This window comes from Microcoleus sp. B7-D4 (assembly GCF_036705125.1).
GTDB lineage: Bacteria > Cyanobacteriota > Cyanobacteriia > Cyanobacteriales > Microcoleaceae > Microcoleus.
Genome location: NZ_JAUBTT010000080.1, coordinates 1 through 16,731, shown reverse-complemented (window position 1 = coordinate 16,731; position 16,731 = coordinate 1). Strand labels below are relative to the sequence as shown.

At 46.5% G+C, this 16,731-nt stretch carries 14 protein-coding genes; 5 read left to right on the top strand and 9 right to left on the bottom strand.

The window, feature by feature from the left end:
• Nucleotides 1-168: 168 nt before the first annotated feature.
• Nucleotides 169-915 (bottom strand): uracil-DNA glycosylase family protein, encoded by a 747-nt coding sequence (locus QUB12_RS27040; protein ID WP_333281832.1) that lies wholly within the window; start codon nt 913-915, stop codon nt 169-171.
• Between the two features lie 186 nt (nt 916-1,101).
• A complete protein-coding gene (locus QUB12_RS27035) occupies nt 1,102-1,338 on the bottom strand; it encodes a DUF433 domain-containing protein (RefSeq protein ID WP_333309241.1) in 237 nt (78 codons plus the stop codon).
• 126 nt (nt 1,339-1,464) lie between these two features.
• On the opposite strand from QUB12_RS27035, the gene QUB12_RS27030 reads away from it, so the two are divergent.
• Nucleotides 1,465-1,767 carry a DUF433 domain-containing protein gene (locus tag QUB12_RS27030; protein ID WP_333309239.1) on the top strand — a complete coding sequence of 101 codons (303 nt, stop codon included), beginning with the start codon at nt 1,465-1,467 and terminating at the stop codon, nt 1,765-1,767.
• Nucleotides 1,764-2,132: a DUF5615 family PIN-like protein gene (locus tag QUB12_RS27025; protein WP_333309237.1), complete on the top strand. Its 369-nt coding sequence runs from the start codon at nt 1,764-1,766 to the stop codon at nt 2,130-2,132. The genes QUB12_RS27030 and QUB12_RS27025 overlap by 4 nt, the downstream gene beginning before the upstream one ends.
• 48 nt (nt 2,133-2,180) lie before the next feature.
• Here the strand turns inward: QUB12_RS27025 and QUB12_RS27020 are convergent, their stop codons facing one another.
• Nucleotides 2,181-3,158 (bottom strand): heme o synthase, encoded by a 978-nt coding sequence (locus QUB12_RS27020; RefSeq protein ID WP_333309235.1) that lies wholly within the window; start codon nt 3,156-3,158, stop codon nt 2,181-2,183.
• Nucleotides 3,159-3,456: 298 nt separating this feature from the next.
• Nucleotides 3,457-4,371 (bottom strand): heme A synthase, encoded by a 915-nt coding sequence (locus tag QUB12_RS27015; RefSeq protein WP_333141270.1) that lies wholly within the window; start codon nt 4,369-4,371, stop codon nt 3,457-3,459.
• 528 nt (nt 4,372-4,899) lie between these two features.
• Between QUB12_RS27015 and QUB12_RS27010 the strand changes: the two genes are divergently transcribed.
• From QUB12_RS27010 to QUB12_RS27000, 3 genes are all read left to right on the top strand, one after another.
• Entirely contained in the window at nt 4,900-5,181 is a 282-nt protein-coding gene (locus QUB12_RS27010; RefSeq protein WP_333141268.1) for a hypothetical protein, read from the top strand.
• A gap of 222 nt (nt 5,182-5,403) precedes the next feature.
• The gene (locus tag QUB12_RS27005; protein ID WP_333141266.1) at nt 5,404-5,571 is read left to right on the top strand and encodes a hypothetical protein; all 168 of its coding nucleotides are present in this window, start codon (nt 5,404-5,406) and stop codon (nt 5,569-5,571) included.
• A gap of 220 nt (nt 5,572-5,791) precedes the next feature.
• Complete coding sequence (locus QUB12_RS27000) at nt 5,792-7,219, top strand: ABC transporter substrate-binding protein (RefSeq protein WP_333141264.1); 1,428 nt, start codon at nt 5,792-5,794, stop codon at nt 7,217-7,219.
• Between the two features lie 234 nt (nt 7,220-7,453).
• On the opposite strand, the gene QUB12_RS26995 is transcribed toward QUB12_RS27000, so the two are convergent.
• From QUB12_RS26995 to QUB12_RS26975, 5 genes are all read right to left on the bottom strand, one after another.
• Nucleotides 7,454-9,961: a glycosyltransferase family 2 protein gene (locus QUB12_RS26995; RefSeq protein WP_333309233.1), complete on the bottom strand. Its 2,508-nt coding sequence runs from the start codon at nt 9,959-9,961 to the stop codon at nt 7,454-7,456.
• A gap of 639 nt (nt 9,962-10,600) precedes the next feature.
• Complete coding sequence (iscB, locus tag QUB12_RS26990; RefSeq protein ID WP_333309231.1) at nt 10,601-11,905, bottom strand: RNA-guided endonuclease IscB; 1,305 nt, start codon at nt 11,903-11,905, stop codon at nt 10,601-10,603.
• A gap of 389 nt (nt 11,906-12,294) precedes the next feature.
• Nucleotides 12,295-12,876: a hypothetical protein gene (locus QUB12_RS26985; RefSeq protein WP_333141258.1), complete on the bottom strand. Its 582-nt coding sequence runs from the start codon at nt 12,874-12,876 to the stop codon at nt 12,295-12,297.
• 167 nt (nt 12,877-13,043) lie between these two features.
• Nucleotides 13,044-14,855: a CHAT domain-containing protein gene (locus QUB12_RS26980; protein WP_333141256.1), complete on the bottom strand. Its 1,812-nt coding sequence runs from the start codon at nt 14,853-14,855 to the stop codon at nt 13,044-13,046.
• Between the two features lie 475 nt (nt 14,856-15,330).
• Entirely contained in the window at nt 15,331-16,470 is a 1,140-nt protein-coding gene (locus QUB12_RS26975; protein ID WP_333309228.1) for a Gfo/Idh/MocA family oxidoreductase, read from the bottom strand.
• Nucleotides 16,471-16,731: the final 261 nt, after the last annotated feature.

Below are 16,731 nucleotides of genomic sequence, written 5' to 3'. Positions count from 1 at the left end.
TGGGTTGGAATTTGATAGATACATTCAAGCCACTACCCAACTCAGATTTAGCGGTCTAACGTTGCCAATCACCCGCCGCAAATTACCTCAGACTGCCACCGACAGGATTTCGACGGTCGGGTGCATTGGCGTTGTTCGAGTGCGCGCATCTCTTGCCGTATTTTGATGCTACCGCAAAAAAGCGCGTAACTTTTCAAGTTCATCACCCTGTAAACACTTAGCAAAAGAACGGTGGGTCCGAGCATTTGGATGGGGGAGAAAAGCAAAAAATCTTTCACGATTCCCTATCTCAACGAACTCGGATATTGAATTTGCTGTAGAGATATTGAATTGGCTTTGAATCACTTGCTTTGCGCGTGCCCCCAGTACCACTATCACTTTTGCTCTTGCTAGTTCTAAAACTCTCAACAAGTAGGCTTCCACACATTGCTCCTGTGATTCTTCTACACCAGTTTCGGCACGAGACTTACAATGCACTATCTCGGTAAGCGCATAATCAATGCCTGGACTAACGTTCCGTTGAAGTAGCTCAATCGCACGTTGTCTAACCGCTGCCCAAAATCGAGTAGAGCGACTATATTTCCCGTCTTTTAGCAAGGATTTTGTACCATCAACGATCCAGTGCTTACGTCCTCCTCCAAAACGGTAATTGAAATAATCGTGTACTTCGCTACATGACCAATCCCAAGTTGGGTAATCTTCATCAGAGCCAATTGATGGATTTGAACTCAGGAAGAGAATGGGTGCTTGCTCTATCTGTCCACTCCAAGGTTCAGGCACTTGAAATTTTTCTAACCCAATTGCATTTTGAGAGTCAACAATTTTACGACATGGATTTTCAACAGAAATATCTTCTTGACACTCTCGTGCATGGGGACAATGAACAATTTCACTTAGCAGAGTTTTTTCAGACATTCCCGAAATATATCAACTGATTACGAGTTTACGAAAATCTAGCAGTCGAACTTATAATTGTATCGCAGTTGCGGTACAATACCCAATAGAAGAGAAAAATACCGCAGATCGCTGATGTATTTCACCAAAGGTAGCCAGTAATCCACACATCAATTGCTGGCGAGCGATGAGAATTCAACCAAATTGTCATGCGGCTAAAACGGGATGGTCGAGTTTGCCGACTGCATACAACAGCGCAGCTTTAATATCCTCAAGTTCCAAGTCTGGCAATTCTTCGAGAAACTTAAAAATTTGCTCACCCGCAGCTAGCAACTCTAGGATATCGATGACTCGAATCCGCATTCCCCGGATGCAGGGACGATCGCCACATTGTCTTGGGTTCACTGTAATTCGGTCAAACAGATAAGCAACGGATGCTGGCATGGGTTAAAATTATTTAAAACCTTTGTCTCTAGCTTACTTCATTTATCGCCCCAAACTCACACCGCGATATAATTCTGCGATCGCTATGCTGTAATAGAAATCAGTCCCTTCAAACTTCCATAGTTTATGACCACAGCAGTATCTATTGACATTGGTACGCTCATTACACGCACTCCCGGACTGCATGGTGGATGTCCCCACATCCTCGGTAAAGGCGTTACCGTTCGCCGGATTGTAACCTGGTACAAGCGAGGATTGAATGCTGAAGAGATTTGCGATCGCATTTCTCATCTCACCCTCGCCGAAGTCTACGCTGCATTAACTTACTATCATGCCAACACCGCAGAAATTGAAACTGATTTGCTCCATCAAGCAGCAGAAGCCAAGCGTCTTGAAGCTTTGTACAGCAACTTTGGTAAAGAAGCATGAGTGAGATTAGGCTTTACCTAGATGAAGACTCCCAGGATCAGTCCCTACTACGGGCATTACGGGCACGTCAAGTCGATGTAACCACCGTTAACGAAACTCAAACAGAAGGATTAATCGACGAAGAACAACTTCGGCTAGCTGCCACTCAAAACAGAGTTTTGTACAGTCACAATATTGGAGATTTCTGTCAGTTACATACTGAGTTCCTTGGCAGAGAGGAATCTCATGCTGGCATTGCGCTGATCTCACAAGACTATTCCGTGGGCGAGCAAGTTAGAGTTATTATGGAACTAACTGCTAATAAGACAGCAGAGGAAATGGTTAACCAGTTAGAGTTTTTGAGTAAATACTTAAAAAATAGCTAAATACTCAGAGCCCCGACTTCTTCAAGAAGTCTGGGCTCTAAAAGCAGACTACATCACAACTGCACTAATCAAAGTTTGCACATTTTGTACAACAGCAGTAGTCAAATTATGAGTCACAGGCAAACTGTCAACCACTATTCCGGCGCACAATAGCATCAGGTACAGAATAGAGTATTTAAAGAGCGATCGCGCAACAATCTTATCCTCTGGAGTCTGCAACAGCAACCAAGCTTTTTGGGCAAAAATAGCACCCAGGAAAATAGCTGTTCCCGCATACACCGCGCCCGCTAAATGCAGGGGATAAACTAGCAGGAAAGTTGCAGGAATCATCAATAGCGTGTAAATCCAAATTTGGCGGGCTGTCTCTTCGTCGCCCTCAATTACAGGTAACATCGGGACGCCTACTTCCTTGTATTCATCGCGAATCATCATTGCTAATGCCCAAAAATGCGGCGGTGTCCACAGGAATATAATCCCAAACAGCAGCCACGCACCCCAACTCAAATCTCCCGTAACCGCAGCCCACCCAACTAGCGGCGGAATCGCCCCTGCTGCACCGCCAATAACGATGTTTTGCACGCTGTGGCGCTTCAGCCAGTGGGTGTAAATTAGGACATAGAAAAGGATGCCTGACATCGCTAGCAATGCCGCTAATAAGTTGGCAACAACTGTCAGCAATGTAAAGGATATTGTAGCTAGGGCGATCGCAAATATCAAAGCATCCCGCTTCTTGACACGCCCGGAAGGAATTGGCCGCCACCGGGTGCGCTCCATAATATAATCGATGTCGCTGTCGTAGACACAATTAATCGTATTCGCCGACGCAGAAGCTAAAGCGCCTCCGGTAATAGTTGACACCAGCAATAGCGGGTCTACTTCTCCTTTGGCTGCCATCCACATTCCTGCTGATGTGGTGATTAGCAGCAGTAAAATAATTCTGGGTTTTGTTAGTTGATAGTAACTTTTCACGACTTGCGAAAAGTTTTCGTGGAGGCGGGGGCTGTCGTTGGTAAGAACTTCTTGCATCGGTTATTAGTTGTTAGTTGTTAGTTGTCAGTCATTGGTTTGTAGGGGCGGGTTTTACGACAAATATTTACTGTAGCTACAAGGATTAATAAACCCGCCCCCACCGAGGGATAAATCAGGCCCCTCTTACTCAAGGAATAGATAAATCTGCCTTTTAGAGAGTGTCCGGTTGATTCGTGCTTGTATGGGCGGGGCGGGTTTATGAAACTGTTGGCTTTTAGATCGAGAATCATGGTGAACCCGCCCCTACAAGACCTTGCACTATATAATAACGATGCTACCGGACATGATATTACTCTCAAGCTGATAAAACTCGATCGCGCCAAGCTAAAACACTAAAAGCTATCAGGGTTCCCAGCAAAGCAGCACCGACTGCTTGGTGGGCCACTGTCAGCGGTTCTACCTGAAGGTGCAGCCGGAAAGTTGCTAATCCCAGAACTAATTGAGCAATTAGACAAACACTCGCCCAATTAGCCAGTTTTCGCAAATTTGGACTCAGTGCAGGCTGCCGCCAAGCCATCACTGCTACGGCTAAAGTCGCTGCTGTAGCTGGTACGATACCGGCGATGTGGCTGTTCATTACCGAGCACAATTCTGAGGAGTCCAAACATTGGTGCAGAGCCCATCTAGAGCCTACTAATGCTCCTAACAAACTTTGCAGGTAAACTAACAATGCTGCGATCGAACTTACCCAAGCTAATTTGCCGACATTTCCTGTAGCTTCGTAGGGAGTCAGCATGAAACCGATGACTAGCAGGGCGCCAAAAAATAGTAAAGCTGTTCCCAAGTGAGCGGTAACGATGTCAAATCTCAGCAGTTGTGTTACTGTCAAGCCGCCCAATACGCCCTGAAAAACGATTAAAAATACTGCTCCGGCGCTCGCCCAAGGCAGCCATTTTGGCAGGCGGCTGCGGTAAAACAAAGATAGTCCTAAAAGTGCGATCGCGCTTAAGCCAATTGCCGCAGCGTCCAACCGGTGAAACCATTCCAGAAATACCTGCAAATTCATTTGCGCTGCAGGTATTAATTGACCGTAGCACAGCGGCCAGTCGGGGCAAGCGAGCCCCGCATTCATCACTCGCGTGGCGCTGCCTACAGCCATTAACAGCCAGGTTGCGATCGCAATTTTCCACACTAGGCTGCGGATAATATCTTTTGGCTGCCACTGCACTCCTGCTGCTGCGTTTGGCTGATTTAAAACTGAGTTTGCCATGAACTTTACCTTAGCCTTTGGTATCGATCGAACTTAATTAAATATCGAGGTTTTGCTTTGGCTGAGCTTAGCCTAGCTTAACACTCTTTTTCTCTGACCAACCGTCATTTTTACTACCTTAGCGACACTTTTATCCAATTAGTTTGTCTTTATATTTTTTTCAACTTTCTTCTTTATATTACAAAAGATGTCCTTTATTTTGTCAAACTTAAAAAAACTTTAATCTTTCCCCGCTCCTGGATAATTAAAAACTCCCCCACTGTCTAGGTTGGGCGAAAAAATAAAGATATAATTAAGAAAAAGAATTTATTAAAAAATTGTGATATGAACCGCTCAAAAATGTTTACAAAAAGCTAAACAACATAAAAAAACCTATAAAGTAGGATTCGCAACAAACTAAATGTAGCTGATTGTTCTACCTTAGTAGGAAGTATGACCGCAAATAAAAGGGCAGTCAACAAGTTAAGCAAGCTATAAGCCAGCCACTCTTTACTCCAGGCGTCATAACCGCGAGCAAGCAGCTCAAGGATGGAAAAAGAAACAGGGAAAATACCGGGTTCGCTGGTGGCCCTAGTTGGCTGCATAGCTCGCAGCAATCAGCTTGTGGTACGGTCAAAACAACCACCTGATGCCACAGCAAGCCTCAGAATAAGCACCGATGGTAGAGGCTTTTTTAACGTAATGATCGCAATCGCCACAGCCCTATTTATGGCGTTGCATAATAGCGGGATGATTTTGATTGTTTTGTGGGATGGGATCTCTTCGCCCGAAGGCGTGTATTTTCACACCAGGCGGGACGCTAACCCTTAACTCCCCACAAGAATCATCCTCAAATTGTACAACACCGCGATCGCACCCCCGCCGATCGCAGGGCTGTTTCATTCTCTTGTAGGGGCTGCCCCCCGTGGCTGCCGCCCGTGGCTGCCCCCATGTCTCAAACGCCTGTGAAGTTGTCTGTGGGGGGGTAGGCATTCTTGGCACTACAAGAGTCAAAAACGCGATTTTCGTGAGAATGAAACCGCCCTGCCCCCGATGGCAGACTCAGGAGACACGGTAGCTGAAACAGCACCAGAAATCACACCAGAAATGCCTCCCACCCCCAGCAGCGCCAAATACGGCGAAGAAGCGAAACCCTCAGAGACGGGACAATCCGCAGGTATCACAGTCAACGTCACTGGCTCAAAGCTGCTACGCAGTTAGATTTGTAGAAGATCAAGTTGAAATAAATTACCAAGCGCTAAAATATATGTATATGTCAGCCAAAAATCATCTATCTCCAGTAGCACAATTAGAATAATTGCTACATAAATTATTAAAAGAAGGAAAACTTGTTATTAAATGCGTTACATCCCGTACATTGCTCGTGACCGAACTTCCTAAGTCGTTGAATCTAAAACCTAAAATCTAAAATTCTGCCGCCATGTCCCAAAAAAATGAAACCGTTGTTCTGGTATTATCGCTCCTAATTACGATCGGGCTAGCCGGTGCAGGTATTTGGTGGCTGACAAGCCGAGGCGGCATCAATCTCGGAGGTTTATCACCCCAAAATCAGACATTTCCCAAGTCTCCGACGGGGAATTCCCCGCAATCAGAGCAGGCAATTGGGCAGCGTCTGAGTGCCGGACAAAAAGTGTTAATTCCAGAGCAAGCCACAACAACCAAACAAGCAGCAGTACAGGCGATCGCATCTGGCAACTATAACGCAGCTCTTTCCGACTTACAAGCTTCGCTGAAAACCAATCGCAACGATCCCGAAGCACTAATTTACCTCAACAACGCCCGCATCGGATCTCAAAAATCCTACACAATTGCCGCCGCAGTTCCCATTGGCGCCGATATCAATGGTGCTCAAGAAATTCTGCGGGGCGTCGCTCAAGCTCAAAATGAAATCAACCAAAGCGGCGGCATTAGCGGTACTCCATTAAAAGTGCTAATTGCTAACGACGACAACAACCCAGAAATTGCCTCGCAAATTGCCAGCGCGATCGCAAATAACTCTGAAGTTTTAGGAGTGATCGGGCATTTTAGTTCTGACGCAACGCTAGCAGCCAGCCAGATTTACCAGCAAAAACAATTAGTAGCAATTTCTCCCACAAGTACGTCGGTGCAGCTTTCAGGAGTTGGCAACAATATATTTCGGACAGTGCCGAGCGATCGGTTTGCGGCTAATGCTATTTCCCGCTATATGCTGACAAAATTGCAAAAGAAAAAAGCTGCTGTATTTTTCAATTCTGCTAGCAATTATAGCAAATCTTTAAAAAGTGAATTCACTACTGCTCTTTACGGAGATGGCGGACAAGTAGTATCGGAATTTGACTTGGCTAAGGGCAATTTTAATGCGGCCGAGAGCTTTAAAAGCGCGATCGCCCAGGGAGCAGAAGTGATTGTGTTAGCAGCCAATACCGCCACGCTCGACCAAGCTTTGCAAGTAGTGCAAGTAAACGCCAAACGCCTGCCGTTACTCGCAGGAGACGACGTTTATACTGCTAAAATCCTGCAAATCGGTGGCGCGGGAGCAACAGATATGGTGCTGGCGATTCCTTGGCATATTCTCGCAGATCCGCAGTCAAACTTTCCCCAAACATCCAAACAACTGTGGAATGCTGAAGTAAGTTGGCGCACAGCTTTAGCCTACGACGCGGCGATCGCGTTAATTGTTGGTTTAGGGCGCAATCCGACTCGTACAGGCATTCAACAAACTTTATCGGCGTCAGATTTTTCCGCAAATGGAGCATCGGGCCCGATTCGGTTTTTACCTTCGGGCGATCGCAATCGAGCAGTTCAATTAGTAACTGTTAAACCCGGAAATCGCACCAGTTACGGTTACGAGTTTGTGCCGATTAATTAAAAAACAAGTTCTGGTCATTTGTCTATGTATAGCCGAAGGAAGAAGGAAAAAGGAAGAAGGAAGAAGGAAGAAGGAAGAAGCAATAAAATCAATCGTGTCAGCCATTAAAAACGTCCTAACCGTCTTGGCGGTTGCTATAAAATCTACCATTGTTCCTGGGCGGGGGCGGCTTGATGGGATTGTTTGTTGTCGTGATAAATGTTTGGTGAAACCCGCCCGGGAGGGAAACTCGATCTACAGTTGCGAAACTCCGATCGGCCTAACTGCCCTATTCCTCTCAAAAACAGCCCTCGGTTTCAAAGCAATTCTCAACAACAGCCACAGCGATCGCCATTCTCCGGGAGTTTCCTGCCGCTGCCACTGGCCGGGCCGACAGTACAGCATTTCGATCAAACAGCGGTGCTGGCTAATGTTCAGGCGATCGAACGCAATTCGCACAGTGGGAAATTCCGCAAAACTGCCGTCTTTTCCATCCCGAAAACTTGACTCCAACTGAGATTTATCGCTCACCAACTCAATCTTAGCCACAGGAATAAAACAGTTTTCTTCCATAATTTTCATAGTCGCCGAATCGCAATCAATCAAACCTTGGGCCAAAGGACGCTCAGTGCCCAACTCAACAACAGAGGGCGCTACGGATCTCCTTGCTTTGACTGCCGCACTGCGAGAGAGCGCTTTTATTTTACCCTGCAATAAACTTGTCTGAACGGCATATTTTGGCAAAATCTCTGCTGGGGTCAAACTCTCTTTACTACCTTTACCTTTCACCGCAAAACTTGGCCACTGCGTCAGAGCAACTTCAGCGCCACTTTCCGAAATTACAGTAGTTATACCCCAAAAACTTTTACCGCCAATATTTAATTGTACCACCCTGCGTAAATTGAACCATTCGTAAATGTCCGGCTTAGGAATATCCACCAAAATTAGTAAGGCAATCCCGATCATCAGCAGGTTGTACGCGCTCCAAACCCATCCCAAACTCATTCCTTTTGACAACAACAAATGTGCACTTTCTGATATTGACTGTACGGTGCCTACATTTTTCACTAAATTAATGTTTAAATTGTGCCATAAACTGAATGCTGTAGCTGCGAACAAGACAATCAAAGGCCATCCCAAATTCCAGTTAAAACGAAAGCGATCGCTCGCAATTCCTTTTGGCGTCACCTGAAACCCTTTCCCAAAGGGATTCAGCATGGAACTCACCACCGTCACCGCTAAAGGAATACACTGGACGAACGAATAAATATCGGAAAGTAAAGCCGATCCCGATCTGCGGTTCAGCCAAGAAAACACAGTAAGTTGCACCAAATAGTAAGGCAGGAAAAAGTACAGCAATTCCGGCGCACTTGCCCGCAAAGGAATTATGCCGAGAAATGAATAAGCTAAAGGTATCAACAGATATAAAACCTTGGTTAAACTGGTAAACCAGTGCAGCAATCCTTCCAAATGAGATAGCCTCTGTACGAATGTAAGACCGCGAATTGTTAAAGGATTGGAATCAATAAAAAATGCCTGAAGCGTGCCTCGCGCCCAGCGTAGCCTTTGATTTAGATGAGCCTCTATATTTTCAGCCGCCAAACCCGCACTCAATTTTTCATCTAAATAAACTAAGCGATATCCAGTTGCTGACAGCCGAATTCCGGTAAAATAATCTTCGCAGATTGAATCTGTGACCAAGCCTCCCGCTGTTTCTAAAGCACTCCGCCTAACTACAAAAGATGTTCCGCAACAAACCACGCTGTCGGCGCTGTCTTTGATAATTTCAATTTGCCTGTAAAAAATTTCTTCTTCCGGCGCTATCACATTTTCTAAACCTAAATTACGGGAGATGGGGTCGTGGTTGTAAAAGCTTTGCGGTGTTTGAACGAGGGCGATTTCGGGATTTTGAAAAAATCCAACTGTTCGAGTTAAAAAGTTTTTAGTGGGAATAAAATCTGCATCGAAAACTACAATTAGTTCTCCATTAGTTAGGGGTGTGGCATGATTAATGTTTCCAGCTTTGGCGTGAATATTATCGGGTCTGGTTATATACTCGCATCCCAGTTCTTTTGCCAGCAACTTGATTTCAGGGCGCTTGGTATCGTCGAGCAAATATATTTTTTTGTGGGGATAATCTAAAGCTTGACAGCCGATTACACTGCGCCGTAAAATAAAAGCCGGTTCGTTGTAAGTTGGGATAAAAATATCTACGGGCGGGGTGAAGTTTCCAGCTTCAACTGCAACTGCCATGCGATCGGCTTCTCGACGCCGGTCTTTCATTCTCAGCATTAAATACATTTGAATACTGGTGTTGAAAACCAGTAGCATTTCTAGGAAAAACAGCCCTAAACTAAAGATACCGTTGAGGGGATCGGTTAAATTTAGAGTAGCGAGCGATCGCCATAAAACGTAGCGAATGGTTAAAGCTAGAATTATTGCAACTACCACAGCGCGCGACCATTTCTGCGGTTGAGGCGAAATTTTAATTGCAGCTAAAGCCGCCGAAACCAGCACAAAAGTCGGCACTAACAAATACATCTTGCTCGTAGCAGGCACTTGCAGCCACACAGGCGGGTTTTGCTGCCAAATGTTGATTGTGGCAAAAATACCGCTGACTGTACCTTCACCGGCAAACCAGGCCCCGGCGATCGCACCTGCGAAAGCAACCGCACCCAACACGACTAGCGTTGCCGCCGGCACCCGCGAAATCCGCCCAAAGCGGCGTTTCAAGTCTTGAAAATCAAATCTTGAAGTTGTCATAAAATAATTTTAAAGTCCCGATCGTGCCTGCAACAGTAAGGGTTTCCTGCTGTCCACTTTTTAATTCAGTTGAAAATTCCGACACACCCCAATTACTATTTTTACATTTTTTAACATTCTGACCCTTGTATGATAATTCATCTTGCTTGCTGTTGCCAAACTGCTTAGCGAGTCCAAACCTGGCCAAATATAGCAGAAGGAAGAAGGAAGAAGGCTTTAGTTACCGAGGAGAGAAGTCAATCGATTTTAGATTTTAGATTTTAGATTAAAGAATTGAAGCATTGACCCCCCGGATAAATTGGGGGGCTTGTATCCTGGATGCTTTCGGTCAGAAGCAATATTCGGCAAGGATTTCAGCAATGTCCGTAACAGGCTTTCCGGCCTGTTCCATAATAAAAAATATTTCTTGGGGGCCGTTTCTGCGACGCCGCCCATAAAAATCTTACTAAAAATTCTGCCACATCTCAGTCATAAACGTCGGGCGCGCTTGCTATAGTTCAAAAAAAATTACACCAGTTCTCAATCTTGGTGAGGTATGCCCACGGAGGCCTATGCCCACGGAGGCCTATGCCCGCTTATCAAGCGTGCACCTCATGTTACAGAGAAAGGCTATATCTTGTCTAATTACTAGAAACGCCTTTATTGGAGTAAAGCGGAGTTGATTGACGCATATTGATAGCCATCTTGTTTGTGCAAGAATTTGACGTTGCTCAGATCTTTTGTACTTAGTCGAAAATTACCGATCTTGATCTCAACACCTTTATCTGTTGGAGTCTTGACCCGTCCAACGTAAAGTCCTGATTGGAATCGCTTGCGGTCTTCTAGAAGCTGAATGGCAACAATATCACCAGTCCTACAATGAGTAAAAGACTGTCTAGGCTTGGCACAAGGAAAACCGTATTTATCGTTTCTAGTGGACTGTCGATTCCCTTGTCCTGTTGATTTAATCAGCAAGGGCTGTAAGGCGAGCATCTCCAAGGAATCAATCTGACCCACACAAGCCGCATCTAACCAGTGAGTTTTAGGCAGGCTAAGTCGAGTGCGGTTGTACTTGGTCAGACCACCCGAACCCTCCGAGACAGGAATACCCGTTTCTTTGAGTCGGTTGAACAATGCCCATCGGGTTGAGTTGACCGCAGCCGCGTCTTTTAAGGGGCGCTTTGCTTGAGCTAGAACCGATCGCAGAACATCTGGCTTTTTGGCTAAGAAAACGCGGGTCTCCTGAGTCCCTTTTTTGAGATTGCATTTCTCGCAAGCCAGGCACAGATTGGAGAGCCGATTTGTGCCACCTTTTGCTTTGGGCTGGATGTGTTCGACTTGCAATGGTGTGTCAGTCACGTCGCAGTAAGCGCATTTCCTGTTCCATTTATTCAATAAATACTCGCGGATTTCGTACCCACATAAAATGCCTTGCTGATACTGAATGCCTGAGATTTCTGGGTTTTCAAGTTGTTGTAAATCAAATCTGACAAGCTCCTGAACGATCTCACTGATGGGTGCAAATTTGATTAATTTATTCACCCATGTCAAAGTAGTTTCTACGCGATGCTGCCAACTTGGAGGCAACCAACCTGAAGGGCGGGTGCGATTGAGAAACCGTGCTTGCCGATAGCGAGTGTGACGATAACGCCTCCCCCGACGTAGAGAACGACGGGATTCTAAAGATGCTTTGATGGCTTGACCGCGATGAGTCAACTCAGCACCAAAGATTACTTTGTCGTTTTGAACAAGAGCAATCCCTGTGGTTTTAGAACCGGGGTCTAGTTTAATTGTGACGGGTTTAGGAATATCTGCAACCTCTTTTTTGAGAATGATGCTGAACGGATATTTTCTAAAAACAGATGCTCTACCCATCGATAATAAACGTCTCGCCATAGAAGGCTTACACGGTGTAAGCGGTTTCTTTTTAGCATCAATTACAAAAACGAAATTGGGTTTCAACATTTTGGCGTTGTTTCCTAAAAGTAAAGTTTGCTTCAACCCTGTTATCTTCTCGGTACTATGCAGATTGCACTTCCTCTAACCAATCTCGGATGTTTAACAATCTACTTACAGAGCTTGGAACTAGCGAATCCCAAGGTGTGAACTTAAACGCTTAGAGATAACGATTACTCGCTTTGAGTGGTCTGGAGTAGCTGCAATACCTCGGATTACGCCGAAATACTACGGATTGGTGCTACTCTACAAATCAAATAGGATTGCTATATCAAACTATAGCAATCCCTAGGATTTAGCAATTAGATGAATTTGACATCTAACTAAAGGTAGATAAATTTTATATTAATTTAAAAAAATTACCGCGCTCGCAGCACAAAAACAAAGCCATCAAAAAACTAATCAGCAATTTCTAATTGCGAGATTGCATAGCGGGCGACAGCCAAACTAACTCTGGCTTGTTCTATTTCCGACAATTGGGCCCAAGGTCTTTTAGTTGCCATGACCAATTCCCCCCCCTCCGAATCAACATCTCGCATCGCATAAGCCAAAGGACGTGCCAACACCTGCAAATCTTCCTCAGCCCACTGAGGCAAAATATCTAAGACGCACTCTACCATTTGGTCAGCTAAAGATTGATACTTAACAGTTGCGTTTTGTACGCTTTGAGCGATGCTGGCCAGAAAATCTTGAGGCACGCGAGCAAATTTCTCGCGCAAAGACTTTTGCAGAGCAGTCGTCAGCCAAACTTGTTCTAATTGCGAGAATAAAACTTGGGACTTCAGGGCAATATCGCTGTCGCTGAATGAATCAGATAGCGCAAATTCCTGCTCTAGGGCAGTTAAATAAGATTCGGATTCAAGCTGTGCAGGATTCCAGGGGTAAGCAACATCAGTCTGAACAATTGTGGCGAGAAGTTCCATCTGGGCCTGAGTTTGAGAGTCGCGAAAATATTCAGAATCAGCAGATTGGGTAGCCATGATGTAATACCTAAGTGGGAAAAGGAAAAGACAGAGGGGGGACTGTGCCAAGAGCGGCGTTGCGAGCTATCAGTGGTAAATAACTCTTTTAAATTCAGACTGGAGACTCAACGCCCAGAACTTTGCTGTGCCACTCGCCGCTTGTCTTCATTAGCTACACCCGCACCTTAATTCGTTCCGCAATCAGTCTCACTGTACCCCGAAGTTTTAGGAACCTCAATAGTGAACTCAAAAATCTGACCTTGAGAACTGCCAAATTTTAGCTGAGTCCCGCTGCGTAGCAGCAATTCTTGGTGGTGAACTCTCTGCCATCCCTCAGAGCCCAAAACTAGAGTCCCGTAGCGAGAAAAATCGCGCAGGAAGTAGCTAGGTTCTTCGCGGCTATCTCCGATAGTGTTTCGGCAGAAAATCTCGGCGTGTTTTTGAGAAACCCACTGTTCTCGAATCACTACGTCGTTTTCTTCCCAGCGTCCGACTCGAACCATACCTGCGCGAATCGGCCAAACCTGATTGGTTGAGTCGGTGGATTTGGCATTTGGTCGATCGCGCCCCCGCAAATAAGCACAAGACGGCAACCGTCCCAGCCAAGTAGAAGAATTTAAAGGCAATTCAGTTTTGAGGTCATCTACCGGCTCAGTTAGCTGACCGTCAAACTCAGGGTGCATATACAGCACAGGCAGCGTCCAAGCCGGTTGATTGAACTTGTAGAGCGTCAGTAACTGCTGTCTGGCGACGGCGACTGCCCGATCGATCGACATCCGTCCGGCCAAAGCTTGGGCAAAACTTTGGATAAAACTCAGGGCCTCGCGATCGGCGATCGAGTCCCGCATCCCCAACACCGCAGGCACCCCGTGATGGATCAGTACCTCAGCCAAACTGCTGCGGGCGATCGCCTGTTGCTGGCCGTTAGTTGAGTGCAGCCTCTCCACCGCCGGCTGAGCTCCCCAGCAGGCATTAAACACCGCCAGCGTCACGCGGCACCGAACTAATACCTGAGCTAGTTCAGTGCCATTAATCACCGTTTCCGGCCCCAAAAACAGCAAACCGCCGTCGGGGCCCGGTATCCCGTGGCCGGCGTAGAACAGAATGTTGTAACCTTGCGTTTCCAGCCGAGAAATGAGTTCCGCCGGAGTAGGTTCGATCAGAGTATCGACGCGAGTCGGAACGCTGATGTCAGAATATTTGCCGCTGTCGTCGGTTTGAAAAGCGCTTTCCAGAACGCCAGCTAGGGCGAGTGCTTCTGCTTCCAACTGCAAATGACGGTTATTGCTGCTGGAAAATTGAGAATTAGCACCGCGGCCGGGTTCTGCTTGTCCCAAAACTAGCAAAATGTTGAGCGACTCCGCAGGATGCAGGGGTGGCAAAGGTTCAACATTGCTGGTAGTGCGACTGAAAAGCAGTTGCTGCGACAGAGAAATTGCCGGTTGACCGGCTTGAGGCTGCATAATTTCCCAAGGCAAAGCAATTAAATACGGTTCGCGCAAGTCTACGCGCACTCGCAGGGGTAGATTTTGCCCGATCGCGATCCCTTTACTTTCCTGCAGACTACCCTGAATCGGCCCTTCAAACAGCCACTGCCAAAGATTAATCCCCAAATGCTGCATCAGGCGACTGCTGTAGCTTGCGGGTGGCGGCGGATTCTGCTTCCCCCTGTCGCCCCACCCCTGTTGACCGAGGTGGAGTGGCACCAAGGGCGTCGGTGTTCGTTGTTCAGTTTCTGCCAATATATTCTGGTTGTTTTCCGCCGAGACGAAACTGCCATCAGGATTTAGGGGCAATTCGTGAATTGTCCCGGAGGGCGAAAACATTTCCTGCCAAGCTTTCCATGATTGGGAGAGGGTATCGGGCCACATACAGTCGTGGTGAACGTACCCGCTGGGATAGGGAGCTTGTAGAACCCAAGTGGCAAAATGGTTTGCCCCAGCGGTTCTCAGGCGAGCGATCGCTATACTGAGGCAAGGACTTTCAGGGCGCGCCATTCACAAAAAAGCTCGGTAAGTGGGAAGCTCAGAGACTTTAGTCCTGAGAGGAAAACGACCCGGCGATTTCAATCGCTTTGAATCCCCTTGCGGGGTAGAGGGGTATGGTTGCCCCTCTGGTGAGGTATGGTTGCCTCGATCTCCCTTGCGGGGTAATGTTAGCTTCGCCAATGTTATAGAGGCTTGTTAGGCTGGCAGCACTGCCTCAGTGACTTTAAGGCTGTTTAACTACTAGCGACAGAGCAAGGGACTAGCTTCGCATCCCAGGGTGTCGTGACCTAAATAACGTAGCCAGTTAAGGCTTAGGCTGGTCAGTACAGCTTGCTCGATCGCTCTTACAAGCTCAGTGGCTTTAGCCCTGAGTTACTGACAACTACCGACTCTGGATATAGGGTGGGATTGAGTTTCTCTATTTGTAGTTTATCGGGTTTGGGGTGCGATCGAGTGCGTGAGATTGCTTTGGCAGTTTTTACTTTTACTTAGTGCCCAAAAATTTATCTATACTCGGTAAATCTACCCAAGTCCCCGTAGCATTCGACTCCTGGGTCAAATCCATCAACAACTGCGAGTAAACCCCTTCTCTGAGGGACGGTATCAAGGATTTACCGGCATCTATTGCTTCAACCCACCTATCTACTACTCGAATAAACGGTGCAATTCTCCCGTCTGGATAAACTTTAGGAAACTCCAATCTTTGAGGAATTTTGATTTCAGCTAAAGGTTCTCCACCTTGGGAACCCCACAAGCGAAATCCGTGGACGTAATCTTGCTGGTTGTCGCTTCCCAACACCAACGTACCCTTACTCCCGTATATTTCCACCCAGTGTCCCCGCCCTTGATAAGTAACAGAACTCAAACAAACTTGACACGGAGTTCCCCCAGCTAATTCCAACATCAACGTGCACGAATCATCTGCATCAACTAATTTTAAATTTCCCGAATCATTCGGATCGGGCCGCCGCGAAATTCCTGTAATCAATTGCCCCGAAAGCCTTTGGGGCGGGCCGAACAGCCAGCTAATATAATCAAAAACGTGAGAACCTGTCGCGCCCAAAACGCCGCCGCCTCGCTCTTTTTGCGCGTACCAATTCCAAGGGCGACTCGCATCAGCGCGGCTCGACACCAGCCAATCAATCTTAATTAAACGCTTTTCTCCCACATATTCTGCTGCCAATAATTCTGCTAGCATTTGCCATGCGGGGATGAAGCGAAACTCAAAGTCCATTGTGGCAATTGCTCTCGAACCACCATTTTTAAGCTCGGTTTGAGATTCGTTGTTTGCCAATCGGTAAAGTTCCCTGGCTTCATTTGCTGTCAGGGCTGTGGGTTTTTCTAATAATAAATGCTTGCCTGCTTCCAAGACAGTTTTTGCCATTTCAAAATGCAAAAACGGCGGTGTGGAAATGCTGACGCCCGCTACTTCGGGGATCGCTACTATATCGGCGATCGAGTCGCAAGCGTAGGGGATATTGTGGGTAGAGGCGAGATCCTTTGCTTTGTCTAAATTCCGGTGGTAAACAGCCACAACCTCTGTCCGGTGATGGGCCTGGAGTCCGGGAATGTGTACTTTTTGACCGAAACCTGTACCGACTACTGCAACGCCAATTTTTGACATAATTTTATAATTGTTGACTGTTGACTGTTGACTGTTGGCTGTTGGCTGTTGGTAGTTGGTAGTTGGCAGTTGTTAGTTGTTAGTTGTGATTAGTTATTTGTTAGCTGCGACCACTAACTAATAACTAATAATTAATAACTAATGACTACTGACTAATGACTACTGACTAATGACTACTGACTAAGGGAGCATCTCAGTTTTGCTTTTACCGTGCGAGCGTCCCCGCTCGCGTATTGTACAATACGCGAGCGGGGACGCTCG

Coding starts and splice junctions, on each gene's coding strand:
- QUB12_RS27030 (WP_333309239.1), top strand. CDS start 1,465: ATGACCACAGCAGTATCTATTGACATTGGTACGCTCATTACACGCACT.
- QUB12_RS27020 (WP_333309235.1), bottom strand. CDS start 3,158: ATGCAAGAAGTTCTTACCAACGACAGCCCCCGCCTCCACGAAAACTTT.
- QUB12_RS27025 (WP_333309237.1), top strand. CDS start 1,764: ATGAGTGAGATTAGGCTTTACCTAGATGAAGACTCCCAGGATCAGTCC.
- QUB12_RS27000 (WP_333141264.1), top strand. CDS start 5,792: ATGTCCCAAAAAAATGAAACCGTTGTTCTGGTATTATCGCTCCTAATT.
- QUB12_RS26980 (WP_333141256.1), bottom strand. CDS start 14,855: ATGGCGCGCCCTGAAAGTCCTTGCCTCAGTATAGCGATCGCTCGCCTG.
- QUB12_RS26995 (WP_333309233.1), bottom strand. CDS start 9,961: ATGACAACTTCAAGATTTGATTTTCAAGACTTGAAACGCCGCTTTGGG.
- QUB12_RS26975 (WP_333309228.1), bottom strand. CDS start 16,470: ATGTCAAAAATTGGCGTTGCAGTAGTCGGTACAGGTTTCGGTCAAAAA.
- QUB12_RS27040 (WP_333281832.1), bottom strand. CDS start 915: ATGTCTGAAAAAACTCTGCTAAGTGAAATTGTTCATTGTCCCCATGCA.
- iscB (WP_333309231.1), bottom strand. CDS start 11,905: ATGTTGAAACCCAATTTCGTTTTTGTAATTGATGCTAAAAAGAAACCG.
- QUB12_RS27010 (WP_333141268.1), top strand. CDS start 4,900: ATGGAAAAAGAAACAGGGAAAATACCGGGTTCGCTGGTGGCCCTAGTT.
- QUB12_RS27035 (WP_333309241.1), bottom strand. CDS start 1,338: ATGCCAGCATCCGTTGCTTATCTGTTTGACCGAATTACAGTGAACCCA.
- QUB12_RS27015 (WP_333141270.1), bottom strand. CDS start 4,371: ATGGCAAACTCAGTTTTAAATCAGCCAAACGCAGCAGCAGGAGTGCAG.
- QUB12_RS27005 (WP_333141266.1), top strand. CDS start 5,404: ATGGCAGACTCAGGAGACACGGTAGCTGAAACAGCACCAGAAATCACA.
- QUB12_RS26985 (WP_333141258.1), bottom strand. CDS start 12,876: ATGGCTACCCAATCTGCTGATTCTGAATATTTTCGCGACTCTCAAACT.